General features: G+C 59.9%; 10 protein-coding genes. 1 reads left to right on the top strand and 9 read right to left on the bottom strand.

All coding sequences use genetic code 11. From position 1 onward, the window contains the following. Positions 1 to 324: 324 nt before the first annotated feature. The 6 genes from gshB to F7P80_RS08890 form a co-directional block, all read right to left on the bottom strand. Positions 325 to 1,275: a glutathione synthase gene (gene gshB / locus F7P80_RS08865; protein ID WP_151044125.1), complete on the bottom strand. Its 951-nt coding sequence runs from the start codon at positions 1,273 to 1,275 to the stop codon at positions 325 to 327. A gap of 42 nt (positions 1,276 to 1,317) precedes the next feature. After that, positions 1,318 to 2,505: a benzoate/H(+) symporter BenE family transporter gene (locus tag F7P80_RS08870; RefSeq protein WP_151044128.1), complete on the bottom strand. Its 1,188-nt coding sequence runs from the start codon at positions 2,503 to 2,505 to the stop codon at positions 1,318 to 1,320. Between the two features lie 209 nt (positions 2,506 to 2,714). Then, positions 2,715 to 4,016: a glutamate--cysteine ligase gene (gene gshA, locus F7P80_RS08875; RefSeq protein WP_151044132.1), complete on the bottom strand. Its 1,302-nt coding sequence runs from the start codon at positions 4,014 to 4,016 to the stop codon at positions 2,715 to 2,717. Positions 4,017 to 4,111: 95 nt separating this feature from the next. Continuing rightward, positions 4,112 to 5,578, bottom strand: coding sequence for a TrkH family potassium uptake protein (locus F7P80_RS08880; RefSeq protein WP_054065430.1), 1,467 nt, complete (start codon positions 5,576 to 5,578; stop codon positions 4,112 to 4,114). Positions 5,579 to 5,597: 19 nt separating this feature from the next. Further along, the gene (trkA, locus tag F7P80_RS08885) at positions 5,598 to 7,055 is read right to left on the bottom strand and encodes a Trk system potassium transporter TrkA (RefSeq protein WP_151044135.1); all 1,458 of its coding nucleotides are present in this window, start codon (positions 7,053 to 7,055) and stop codon (positions 5,598 to 5,600) included. 71 nt (positions 7,056 to 7,126) lie between these two features. Then, positions 7,127 to 8,407, bottom strand: a complete 1,281-nt coding sequence (locus F7P80_RS08890; protein ID WP_151044140.1) for a glutamate-5-semialdehyde dehydrogenase — start codon at positions 8,405 to 8,407, stop codon at positions 7,127 to 7,129. Positions 8,408 to 8,504: 97 nt separating this feature from the next. On the opposite strand from F7P80_RS08890, the gene F7P80_RS08895 reads away from it, so the two are divergent. After that, complete coding sequence (locus F7P80_RS08895) at positions 8,505 to 8,798, top strand: hypothetical protein (RefSeq protein ID WP_151044143.1); 294 nt, start codon at positions 8,505 to 8,507, stop codon at positions 8,796 to 8,798. A gap of 110 nt (positions 8,799 to 8,908) precedes the next feature. On the opposite strand, the gene F7P80_RS08900 is transcribed toward F7P80_RS08895, so the two are convergent. From F7P80_RS08900 to purB, 3 genes are all read right to left on the bottom strand, one after another. Next, positions 8,909 to 10,102 carry a phosphoglycerate kinase gene (locus F7P80_RS08900; protein WP_151044146.1) on the bottom strand — a complete coding sequence of 398 codons (1,194 nt, stop codon included), beginning with the start codon at positions 10,100 to 10,102 and terminating at the stop codon, positions 8,909 to 8,911. Between the two features lie 74 nt (positions 10,103 to 10,176). Then, on the bottom strand, positions 10,177 to 10,737 hold the full coding sequence (locus F7P80_RS08905; protein ID WP_054065426.1) for a YaeQ family protein: 561 nt from the start codon (positions 10,735 to 10,737) through the stop codon (positions 10,177 to 10,179). A 113-nt stretch (positions 10,738 to 10,850) separates the two neighbouring features. After that, complete coding sequence (gene purB, locus F7P80_RS08910) at positions 10,851 to 12,230, bottom strand: adenylosuccinate lyase (protein ID WP_054065425.1); 1,380 nt, start codon at positions 12,228 to 12,230, stop codon at positions 10,851 to 10,853. Positions 12,231 to 12,339: the final 109 nt, after the last annotated feature.

The raw sequence follows: 12,339 nt of genomic DNA on the forward strand, positions 1-12,339 counted from the left end.
ACGGAATTGAAGTGAACTTCACTTCTATTCTCATGAGCGTTTGATTTGGCAATTCGCCTTCAAACGCCCACGCTTATCGGCTGTATCTTGTTAAAGATGCCTTGAAGATCAATTTCTTCAAGTTTCGTTCGCTGCGATCAGCGAAGCCTTGTATTGTAGCACCGTTTTTCGATGCTTGCAAAAAGAATTTGAAATTTTCTCTTTGCGTCGCTGACTGCGTTTTGCAATCAGCGAAGAACTGCATTGTATACCTATTTTTGTAGCGCCTCAGGAAGCCCTGCATTTTTTGCAACCGCCCTGCGGGCGGTTGCAGGCCTGGGTGACTCAGGCTTGCTGAACCGCCTGCTCCAGCGCATCGATAAACAGGGCAGGCACATCACAGCCCGTCTGCTGCTGGATCTCCTGAAAACAGGTGGGGCTGGTGACATTGATCTCGGTGATCTTGTCGCCAATCACATCCAGACCTACCAGCAGCAGGCCACGCTGCAGCAAGACTGGACCCAGCTTTTCGGCCATGGCACGGTCGGCATCGTTCAACGGCTGCGCCACACCTTTACCGCCGGCGGCGAGGTTGCCACGAACTTCATTGCCCTGCGGGATACGTGCCAGGCAGAAAGGCACGGGCTTGCCGCCGATGATGAGCACCCGCTTGTCACCCTGTGCGATGGCGGGCAGGAATTTCTGCACCATGACGCTGGTGGCGCCATTCTGGTTCAACGTCTCGATGATGGAGCCCAGGTTCATACCATCAGCGCCCACGCGGAAGATGCCCATGCCCCCCATGCCGTCCAGCGGCTTGAGGATGATGTCCTGGTGCTGGGCGTGGAAGGCGCGGATGTCTTGCGGGTTGCGTGTAATCAGTGTGGGGCCGAGCAGTTCGGGGAACTCCATGACCGCCATTTTTTCAGGATGGTCACGCAGAGCTGCAGGCTTGTTGAATACCTTGGCACCTTCACGCTCAGCCTGGCTGAGCATATGGGTAGCGTAGAAGAACTCGCTGTCAAACGGCGGATCCTTGCGCATGAGCACGGCGTCAAAGCCGGCCAATGCTTCCTGCTCTACGGAAATTTCTTCGTACCAGTCTTTCAGGTCACCCGTCAGGCGCAGCTTGCGCACGCTGGCCATGACACGGCCACCCACTTCCCAGCTGATGTCCTTGGGCTCAGTGGCGAACACCGTGTGCCCACGGCGCTGCGCTTCACGCATCATGACAAAGGTCGTGTCTTTCTTGGTATTGAAGGTGTGCAGAGGATCGGCAACAAAAAGAAATTGCATGGCTTGCTGGGGCCTGGCCCCGTTCAATGAATGACAAAAGGTTTAGCGCTGTGTTGTACGCCAAGGTCGGTACTGTTGCACAAACAGGGCCAAACTGCCGGCAACCACACCCCAGAAAGCAGACCCCACCCCCGCAATGACGACGCCGCTGAGCGTGACCAGAAAGGTGATGAGTGCAGCCTCGCGGCTGCTTTCCTGCTGCAAAGCAGCGACCAGGCCACTACCTATCGCACTGAGCAGTGCCAGACCTGCAATGGCCATTACCAGCTCTTTGGGGAAAGCAGCCAGCAGGCTAGCAACCACAGCGCCGAAGATGCCCATCAAGATATAGAGCAGACCACACCACACGGCAGCGGTGTAGCGCTTGTTCATGTCGTGGTGTGCTTCAGGGCCCATGCACATGGCGGCAGTGATGGCCGCAAGATTCAGCGAGAAAGCACCAAAGGGGGCTAGCAGCAGCGTGGCGACGCCTGTCATGCCGACCAGCCTAGAGACTGGCAGCTGATAGCCTGTTGCGCGAATGACGGCCACCCCGGGCAGGTTCTGCGAAGCCATGGTCACCACAAACAGCGGCAGAGCCAGGCTCACGCAAGCCTGCCAGGAAAAGCTGGGCGTCGTCCATGCAGGCATGGCCATGGACCACTGCACTTGCTCCCAGCGCATCTGCCCTTGCAACGCAGCATAGGCAACACCGGCCAGCAGCGTCACCATGACGGCGTAGCGGGGCGAGAGGCGGCGCGTGAGCAGATATGCCAGCAGCATGACCAACACCAGCGGCTGCGCGGTCTGGGCCGATTCAAACACCTGCAGGCCAAAGCGGGCCAGCACACCGGCCAGCAAGGCCGCAGCAATGGAGGCGGGAATGCGGTCCATGAGCTTTTCAAACCAGCCACTGAAACCCAGCAGCGCAATCAGCGCAGCGCTGATGATGAAAGCCCCCACGGCCTCCGCCATGGAAAAGCCGCCTGCCAGCCCAGCTGCAGCCAGAACTGCAGCCCCGGGCGTGGACCAGGCCACCATCACCGGCTTGCGCAGCAGCAGCGAAGGCAGCGCACAGCACAAGCCAATACCCCAGCCCAGTGCCCACATCCAGGAGCTGATCTGCGCGGCGCTGGCACCAAAGGCCTGTGCTGCCTGAAAGACCAGCGCCACCGAGCTGGTCACGCCGACCAGCATCGCCACAAAACCAGCGCTGAGTGCGGACAGGCTGAAGTCTTTGAAAAACTGCATAGCTGCACATTGTGCGGACCACAGCCAGTCAGCGCCACTGCAGAATTGGTCTGCATCTTCAGCACCACAAAAAAAGCGCGGGGCTTGCACCACGCGCTTCATTAAAAATAAGAGCTGCTTGCGCTGGTATTTATTGGATTTCAGATAGTTTTCTATTTGAAACCCAATACTGATAAGCGCTGTCAGCTCTATTTTTAAGAGCAAATGATTTACTCGTAGACCTCTGCCTCTGGGTTGGTGGCTTCCAGCTCATAGCTGGCGGCCAGCATGGCTAGGCGTGCAATCACGCCGTACATATAGAAGCGGTTGGGCGCACTGGCACCGGGGTTCATGCCGGGCTGAGGCATGTGGGTGCTGTGCGCAAACGCCAGAGGCACATAGCTGGAGCCCGGCGCATTCAGGTTTTCGTCTGTGCCACGCTCGGGGTGCATGCGGTAGAAGCCGTCGACCACGTAGCGGTCCAGCGTATAGACCACGGGCTCGGCCACGGCGTCGTGCATGCGCTCAGAAGTCAGCACGCCTTCCTGGATAATGACGTCGTGCACCATCTGGCCATCCTTGATGACGCTCATCTTGTTGCGCGCTTTCTTGGTCAGGTCTTCCAGCTCCTTGGCATCGCGCACCGTCATCACGCCCATGCCATAGGTGCCGTTGTCGGCCTTGACGATGGCAAAGGGCTTGTCCTTGATGCCGTATTCCTTGTACTTGCGGCGCACCTTGGTCAGCAGGGCATCGACCTGCGCGGCCAGAGCGCCCATGCCAGTGGTGGAGCCTTCGGAGAAGTCCAGACCTTCCGCCTTGGCGAACAGGGGGTGAATCAGCCAGTGGTCAATGCCCAGCAGCTTGCCAAAACGCTTGGCCACTTCTTCATAGCACTGGAAGTGGCGGCTCTTGCGGCGCGTGCACCAGCCTGCATGCACAGGAGGCAGCAGGTATTGCTCGTACAGCTCTTCGAGAATGCCGGGCACGCCTGCAGACAGGTCGTTGTTGAGCAAGATGGTGCAGGGGTCAAAGTGCTTCAGGCCAATGCGGCGCTTGGTGCGCAGCACGGGCTCCAGCAGCACAGCCTCCCCATTGGGCAGCTTCAGCTCTGTAGGCTTTTTGATGTCAGGGCTGATAGAGCCCAGACGCGCATTCAGGCCCGCCATCTTGAAGATGCGCTGCAGCTGGGCCAGATTGCTCAGGTACGAGGGGTTGCGGTTGTGGTTCTCCGGAATGATCAGGAGATTGCGCGCCTCAGGGCAGATTTTTTCAATGGCCGCCATGGTGGCCTGCACGGCCAGGGGCAACATCTGGTCGGTCAGGTTGTTCCAGTTACCGGGAAACAGGTTGGTATCCACTGGCGCCAGCTTGAAACCCGAGTTGCGAATGTCTACCGAGCTATAAAAAGGCGGCGTGTGCTCCATCCACTCCAGACGGAACCAGCGCTCAATGGCTGGCATGGAGTCGATGATGCGCTGCTCTAGCTCATTGATCGGGCCAGTCAAAGCAGTGATGAGATGTGGAACCATTTATGTCCTCAAACGACGGTGGTTGTGTAATTGTAGGGAGTTGCAGCCGAATTAAGTACTTACCCTTATCCCTCGAATCATACGCATACGCTTATTTAGCGCCTCCAGAATGCCGGTGTAAGCAGAGCAAGAAAGCTCAAAATCTCCAGTCGCCCTAGCAGCATGCCTAGCGTGCATACCCAGATTTGAAAGTCCGTGAGCACCGCATACGTGGAGGCCGGCCCGACAGCGCCAAGCCCCGGCCCCACGCAGTGCACACTCGCAATCACCGCAGAAACTGCGGTAATGGGGTCCAAGTCCGTGAGCATCAGCACCATGCTGAGCAGCACGATCGTGCCGCCATACACGAGCATATAGGCCAAAACCGCAAAAATCATGCGGTTATCCACGACGCGCGCTCCCAATACAACGGGTTGTACCGCGCGTGGGTGCACAAGCCGTGTCAGTTCACGCCGCGCCTGACTGAACAAAATCAGCATACGCATCATCTTGATGCCGCCACCGGTCGAGCCTGCACTGGTAGCCATGCCCGAGAGAATCAGCATGAACACCGGGGCAAACACCGGCCAGGTCAGATAGTCCGTCGTAGCGAACCCCGTCGTGGTCGCGACGGAGACAGCATTGAACATGCCGTAGCGCAGTGCATCCAGCAGGTCATAGACCCCCTTGAACCACAGCAGCGCCGACACCAGCAGCCCGCCGCAGAGCAGAACGCCCACGGTGGCACGCATTTCCGGGTCACGCCAGAAGCCTCGCCAGTGCCCTTTTCGCATGGCCACAAAGTACAGCGCGAAGTTGCAGCTGGCCGCCACCATGAAGATAAAAGCAATACCTTCCAGTAAAGGCGACCGAAAGTAGCCAAAACTGGCGTCATGGGGTGACAGACCGCCCAGGCTCACCGTGGTGAACATGTGCATCATGGCTTCCAGCGGTGGCATGCCCGCCAGCCAGAAAGCCGCAAAGCAGCTCACGGAGAACACGGCATACACACCCCACAGGCCCTTGGCCGTACTGGTAATGCGCGGCGTGAGCTTGGTGTCCTTGACAGGGCCTGCCGCCTCGGCACGGAACAGCTGGCTGCCGCCCACCCCCAGCAGCGGCATGATGGCCACCGCCAGAATCAGGATGCCCATGCCGCCCAGCCACTGCAAAAAGGTGCGCCAGATGTGCAGCGAAATGGGCAAACCATCGAGATTACGCAGCACGGAAGCACCCGAAGTCGTCAGCCCGGAGACAGCTTCAAAGTATGCATGGGTGAAGGACAGATGCTCGCCCTGCTGGTGGTAGATCAGCATCATGGGCAGTGCAGCACTCAGCGGCAGGCAGACCCAGACCAGCGTGACCAGAATCACACCGTGACGGGGGTGCAGCTCCTGCTTGTGCTGACGCATCAGCAGCCAAAGCAGCAGCCCTACCACCATGGTGGTCAGCATGGCTGCAGGCCATGCCTGCCAGACACCGTCCTGCACAAACCAGGACACGGCCAGCGGCACCGCCATGCTGCAGGCAAAAAACACCAGCAGCACACCCAGCACTCGCAGAACCGGAAACAGATCACGCATGGATGACAGCCTCCGCAACTCAGAAGAAAGTTGCACTCACGCGGAAGAGGCGCTCCACTTCCTGCACCAGACGTTTGTTGGGCAGGAAGAACACCACGTGGTCATTGCTCTCAATCACGGTGTGTGAGCGCGGGATGATGACCTCCGGCTCCACACCTTCGCTTTGCGCGCGAATGTCCTCGGTATCGGGCAGACCACGCACGATCAAACCGATGTGTACTTCAGGTGGCAGCTTGAGCTCACTGACCTTGCGCCCCACCACTTTGGAGCTGCGCCGGTCGCCACGCGCCACAATCTCCAGCGCCTCGGCCACGCCACGGCGCAGGCTGTGCACGGCCTGCACATCGCCCTTGCGCACATAGGCCAGAAACTCCCCCAGCATGGCCTGCGCAGGCGAGAGCGCAATATCGATCTGCGTGCCGTGCATCAGGTCCGCATAGCTGCGGCGGTTGATCAGCGCCAGCACGCGGCTGGCCCCCATGCGCTTGGCCAGCAGGCTGGCCATGATGTTGTTCTCGTCGTCGTCCGTGAGTGCGAGGAAGAGGTCCGTCTCGTCCACGTTTTCGTCGGCAAACAGGTCTTCGTCCGTAGGGCTGCCGTGCAGCACCAGCACCTCGGACGGCAAGGCGGCAGCCAGCTCTTCGCAGCGGCGGGCATCGCTTTCAATGATCTTGACGTGAAAGCGCCCGGGCTCTGCCACCAGCGACTGCGCCAGCTGCAGGCTGACACGGCTGCCCCCAGAGATCAGAATGCGCCGCACCTGGCGCGCCACCTGGCCCATGCGCAGGTGGAACGCCTCCAGCACCTGGCGCAGATGCTCGCGTGCGGCCAGTACAAAGACTTCGTCACCCGGCTCGATGCGCGTGGCGCCATCACAGCGCACAAAGCGGTCGGGCTCATCGGCAAAGCGGCGGTAAATGGCGACGATGCGCAGCCCCAGCTCAGGGTTATGCACACGCAGATCACCAATGCGCATGCCCACAGCGGCTGCTCCAGGACGCGCCCGCACGGAAGACAGGCAGGCGCGGCCACCGGCAAATTCACGCACCTGCAGCGAGTCGGGGTACTCGATGAGCTTGCGGATATAGCGTGTCATGGAAATTTCCGGACACACCACGGCATCCACCGCAAAGCCTTCGGCACTGAGCAGGCGCGGGTCATGCTCGAAGGCCGTGGAGCGCACGCGGGCCACACGGGTCGGAATGCCAAATGCCATGTGTGCCAGCTTGCAGCACACCAGATTGGTTTCGTCCAGCGCCGCACAGGCGATCAGCAAGTCAGTATCCGCCGCGCCTGCTTCGGCCAGCACGCGCACATCCGTGCCATTGCCCACTACGCCGCGCAGATCGAAGCGATTTTGCAAATCCTCCAGACGCTCAGCGTCCGTATCGATGACCGTGATGTCGTTGCGCTCCGAAACCAGGCTCTCGGCCACGCTGTAGCCCACACGGCCTGCACCCAAAATAATGATCTTCATGCACTGTCCTTGCTATTGCCGCGCACGCCAAAAAGAAAAGGCAGCCCAAGCTGCCCGTTCTTTGCTAACGCCTAGCTGCGTACATCGCCTTCGCCCAGCACCACGTATTTGAGCGAGGTCAGGCCTTCAATGCCCACAGGACCACGCGCATGGAACTTGTCGGTGCTGATGCCGATTTCTGCACCCAGCCCGTATTCAAAACCATCGGCAAAACGCGTGCTGGCATTGACCATGACGCTGGAAGAGTCTACTTCGCGCAGGAAACGCTGTGCGTGGACATGGTCGCGCGTGAGAATGGCCTCGGTGTGGCCGCTCGAGTACTGGTTGATGTGGGCAATGGCTTCGTCCACACCAGCCACCACCTTCACGCTGAGGATGGGGGCCAGGTACTCTTCACTCCAGTCAGCTTCCGTGGCCTGGGCCAGCTTCAGGCCTTCCACGGCTTGCAGAATCCGCAGCGATTCAGGGCAGCCGCGCATTTCCACGCCCTTGGCGGCAAACACCTTGCCGATCTCGGGCAGGAAGGCCTGCGCCACACCGCGCGCCACCAGCAGGCTTTCGGTGGCATTGCAGGGGCTGTACTTGTTGGTCTTGGCGTTGTCCGTCACCTTCACGGCCAGCGCGATATCACAGGGATCATCCACATAGGTGTGGCAGTTGCCGTCCAGGTGCTTGATCACGGGCACCTTGGCTTCGCGGCTGATGCGCTCGATCAGGCTCTTGCCGCCACGGGGGATGATCACATCCACATAGGCAGGCATGGCAATCAGCTGGCCCACAGCCTCACGGTCGATGGTCTGCACCAGCTGCACGCCATGGGCAGGCAGTCCGGCTTCTTCCATTGCCTGCTCCACCAGTCTGGCCAGAGCCTTGTTGGATTCAATCGCTTCCGAACCGCCGCGCAAGATGCAGGCATTGCCACTCTTGATGGACAGGCTGGCCGCTTCAATCGTCACATTGGGGCGGCTTTCAAAAATCATGCCGAACACGCCGATGGGCACGCGCATCTGGCCTACGCGGATGCCGCTGGGCTGCTGCTTCATGCCCATGATTTCGCCAATCACATCCGGCATATGCGCCAGCTGCTCGCAGCCCTGGGCACAGGTTTCCAGCACCTTGGGCGTCAGACGCAGGCGGTCAACCATGGGCGCAGCCAGGCCATTGGCCACGGCACGCTCCAGGTCCTTGGCGTTGTCGACTTGCAAAGCTTCGGTGCTTTCACGCAGCAGGCGTGCCAGCGCCAGCAGGGCTTTGCTTTTGGTAGCAGCATTGGCACGCGCCATCTGGGCTGCGGCCACTTTTGCTTGCAAACCCAAGGTTTGCATGTATTCGGCAATGTTCAGCGCATTCATGCTGCGATTTTGACCGAGAAGCAGGGCGCGTGCTATGGCTCTTCGCAGCGCCACCTTCTACACTGCGCCTACATGCATTGGAATTTGGAGGTTGGATATGACTGCTCACGCCCAGGCACTGCTGCAATGGCAAGCGCTGCAGGACGCTGTACTGCGGCTGGAGGACGGCACCCTCTCCGCCTCAGCCCTGAACGAACAGGCACGTGCCTCGCAGGCGCTGTTGACGGCCCTGCCCGAACGCTATGGCCCGGCCTTGCTGCAATTGCTCGACCGCCTCGAGTCCAGCGCGCTGTTTACGGAAGAAAGCTGCTCCTTCAGCCAGACCGACCTGAAGCAGCATCTACAGACCTGGCTGGACAAGGCACGCGAAGTGCAGGAACAAAAACAATAGCTGCCAACGCACATTTGACGGGCGCTGGCAGCTATTTTTGGTTCAAACCTCAGACATCACACCTTGCAGACACCAAGACGGTCTGCACGGCGTGAGGGTGGTCAACAGTTTTAGCCGTTGGCGCGCTTTTGCAGGATTTCAAAGGCGGGCAGGGTCTTTCCTTCCAGCACTTCCAGGAAAGCACCACCGCCGGTGGAGATATAGCCCACCTTGTCTTCAATGCCGTACTTGGCAATCGCGGCCAGGGTATCGCCACCACCCGCAATACTGAAGGCGGGGGACTCGGCAATCGCGGCAGCAATGGTCTTGGTCCCGTTGGCGAACTGGTCAAACTCAAACACGCCCACAGGGCCATTCCAGACGATGGTGCCCGCCTTCTTGAGCTGCTCAGCCAGCTTGGTGGCAGTCTCGGGGCCGATGTCCAGAATCATGTCGTCGTCTTCGACTTCCGTCGCCTTCTTCACAGTAGCCACTGCATCGGGCGCGAAAGCCTTGGCGCAGACCACATCGGTGGGCACGGGCACATCCGCGCCGCGTGCGGCCATGGCGTCGATCACGGCCTTGGCTTCGCCCACCAGATCAGGTTCAGCCAGCGACTTGCCGATCTTCAGACCCGCAGCCAGCATGAAGGTGTTGGCAATGCCGCCACCCACGATCAGCTGGTCCACGTTCTTGGACAGGGCTTGCAGGATGGTCAGCTTGGTCGAGACCTTGGAGCCGGCCACGATGGCTGCCAAGGGGCGCGCAGGCGCAGCCAGGGCCTTGGTGATGGCATCGATCTCGGCCGACAGCAGCGGACCCGCGCAGGCGATGGGCGCGAACTGGGCGATGCCATAGGTCGTGCCTTCGGCGCGGTGGGCGGTGCCAAAGGCGTCGTGCACAAAGATGTCGCACAGGGCCGCCAGCTTTTTGGCCAGCTCTTCCTTGTTCTTCTTCTCGCCCACGTTCACGCGGCAGTTTTCCAGCAGCACGACCTGGCCGGGGGCCACATCGACACCGTCCACCCAGTTGGCGACCAGCGGCACTTCGCGGCCCAGCAGTTCACCCAGGCGCTTGGCCACAGGAGCCAGCGAGTCGGCAGGCTTGAACTCGCCTTCCGTGGGGCGGCCCAGGTGGCTGGTCACCATGACGGCGGCTCCGGCCTTGAGCGCCATCTCAATGGCAGGCACGGAGGCGCGCACGCGGGTGTCTTCGGTGATTTCACCGGCGTCATTCAGCGGCACGTTCAGGTCGGCACGAATAAAAACGCGCTGGCCCTGGACTTTGCCCTGGGCACACAGGTCGGAGAAGCGGATGATGTTCATGGCGTCAGCCTTCAAGTCTTATAGAAGTGTGAAAAACTGGGACGCATTGTAGGCGGCGTGCTGTTTGGGACGGCTTATTTCCAGCGCTCGGGCTCGACATACACCGTGCCCAGATTGCTCGACAGTGTGAGCTGCCCTTCCTGAATCGTGGCCTGCAGCTGCATGCTGCGCTCGGCCAGGCTGCCCAGCTGCTGCGCCACTTCAGAATCGATGTACTGCACTTCCAGCTTGCTCTGGCGGTTGACCTTGCCTTCCAGGCCCTTCCACCAGACGTTGGCGGCGTGGTTGAAGGGGTAGACGATGACGTGGTCCGACTTGTTACAGGCCTTGGTAATGGGCTTTTCGTCAGGCTGGCCCACTTCAATCCACAGGCGCTTCTGGCCGGTGTAGTCGGTGATGTGCACATCGGGGTCGTCGGGGTCGCACAGGCCCACGCCAAAGCTGAGCGTGCCATCGCCATTGCACAGTTCCTGCAGCTGCCAGGCATTGAGCGCCAGCGCGACGAGGCGAATCATCATGCGGTCGTCGGTCTCGCTGGGGTGGCGGGCCAGTGTCAGGTTATGGTCAGCGTAGTAGTTGTGGTCAATATCGGCAATCGAGAGGTTGGCCTTGTAGACCGTGGATTTGAGGGCCATTGCGGCAATCCTTTAAATAAAAGAAGAGCTGCCAGCGCTTGAAAACAAACGCTTTGACAGCTCTTTGTATCTGAAACGCTTGAATATCAAGCGCTAGCAGCTATGGTTTTTAATTAGACGCGGCGGGCCAATTCTGCAGCCTTACCAATGTAAGACGCAGGCGTCATGGCCAGCAGACGGTCCTTGTCGGCCTGGGGAATTTCCAAGCCATTGATCAGGTTGTGCAAGTCAGCCGCCTGCACGGTCTTGCCGCGTGTGACCTCCTTGAGCTTTTCGTAAGCACCGGCCACACCGTAGCGGCGCATCACAGTCTGGATGGGCTCTGCCAGCACTTCCCAGGCGTTGTCCAGGTCTTGCTGCAGGCGCTCTTCGTTCAGCTCCAGCTTGTTCAGGCCGGTCATGAGCGAGGTGTAGGCCAATGTGGCGTAACCCAGCGCCACACCGATGTTGCGCAGCACGGTGGAGTCTGTCAGGTCACGCTGCCAGCGGGAGACGGGCAGCTTCTCGGACAGGTGCTTGAGCAGCGCATTGGCCAAGCCCAGATTGCCTTCGGCGTTTTCGAAGTCAATGGGGTTGACCTTGTGGGGCATGGTCGAAGAACCAATCTCACCGGCCTTGAGCTTTTGCTTGAAGTAGCCCAGAGACACATAGCCCCAGACGTCACGCGAGAAGTCGACCAGAATGGTGTTGGCACGGGCCACGGCGTCAAAGAACTCGGCCATGTAGTCGTGCGGCTCGATCTGGATCGAGTAGGGCTGGAAGGTCAGGCCCAGGCCCTTGGGCTCGGGCGACTCGATCACGTTCTTGGAGAACGCTTCCCAGTCGAATTCAGGCCAGGCCGACAGGTGGGCGTTGTAGTTGCCCACAGCGCCGTTCATCTTGCCCAGAATCTTGACGTTGGCGATGTTGTCCACCGCCTTTTGCAGGCGCACCAGCACGTTGGCAATTTCCTTGCCCACGGTGGTAGGGGATGCTGTCTGGCCGTGGGTGCGGCTGAGCATGGGCACGTCGGCAAACTGGTGTGCCATTTCGCGCAGCTTCAGCACGATGCGGTCCAGCGCTGGCATCAGCACCATGTCGCGGCCCACACGGATTTGCAAGGCATGGCTGGTGTTGTTGATGTCTTCGCTGGTGCAGGCAAAGTGCACGAACTCAGCAGCTTTTTGCAGCTCGGGACGGCCGTCAAACTTGGCCTTGATCCAGTACTCCACGGCTTTCACGTCGTGGTTGGTGGTCTTCTCGATCTCCTTGATCGCCGCAGCATCGGCCTCGGAGAAGTTGGCAACCAGGCCATGCAAGTAAGTACGCGCACCTTCGGACAGTGGCGGAAATTCGGCAAAACCGGCATCCGACAGCGCGATGAACCAGGTAATTTCAACCTGGACACGACGGTGCATATAGCCTTGTTCGCTCATGATGGGGCGCAAGGCGGAAAGCTTGGAGGCGTAACGGCCGTCCAGCGGGGAGAGTGCGGAGATGGAAGACAGGCTCATGGACCGTGATTGTAGGTGCCTGCGTTCCTGTCCACAGTGCGCAGAACCCACACATGCCAATCAGCCAAAAAAGAAAGGCACCCAAGGGTGCCAAGAGAGGGGAAGAAAA

Source organism: Comamonas kerstersii (assembly GCF_008801935.1).
In the GTDB taxonomy this organism is placed as follows: Bacteria; Pseudomonadota; Gammaproteobacteria; order Burkholderiales; family Burkholderiaceae_C; genus Comamonas; species Comamonas kerstersii.

Excerpts from the sequence above, each read along its gene's own strand:
- F7P80_RS08895 (WP_151044143.1), top strand. The coding sequence starts at position 8,505 with ATGACTGCTCACGCCCAGGCACTGCTGCAATGGCAAGCGCTGCAGGAC.
- trkA (WP_151044135.1), bottom strand. The coding sequence starts at position 7,055 with ATGAAGATCATTATTTTGGGTGCAGGCCGTGTGGGCTACAGCGTGGCC.
- F7P80_RS08905 (WP_054065426.1), bottom strand. The coding sequence starts at position 10,737 with ATGGCCCTCAAATCCACGGTCTACAAGGCCAACCTCTCGATTGCCGAT.
- purB (WP_054065425.1), bottom strand. The coding sequence starts at position 12,230 with ATGAGCCTGTCTTCCATCTCCGCACTCTCCCCGCTGGACGGCCGTTAC.
- gshA (WP_151044132.1), bottom strand. The coding sequence starts at position 4,016 with ATGGTTCCACATCTCATCACTGCTTTGACTGGCCCGATCAATGAGCTA.
- F7P80_RS08890 (WP_151044140.1), bottom strand. The coding sequence starts at position 8,407 with ATGAATGCGCTGAACATTGCCGAATACATGCAAACCTTGGGTTTGCAA.
- gshB (WP_151044125.1), bottom strand. The coding sequence starts at position 1,275 with ATGCAATTTCTTTTTGTTGCCGATCCTCTGCACACCTTCAATACCAAG.
- F7P80_RS08880 (WP_054065430.1), bottom strand. The coding sequence starts at position 5,578 with ATGCGTGATCTGTTTCCGGTTCTGCGAGTGCTGGGTGTGCTGCTGGTG.
- F7P80_RS08900 (WP_151044146.1), bottom strand. The coding sequence starts at position 10,102 with ATGAACATCATCCGCTTCTCCGACCTGTGTGCCCAGGGCAAAGTCCAG.
- F7P80_RS08870 (WP_151044128.1), bottom strand. The coding sequence starts at position 2,505 with ATGCAGTTTTTCAAAGACTTCAGCCTGTCCGCACTCAGCGCTGGTTTT.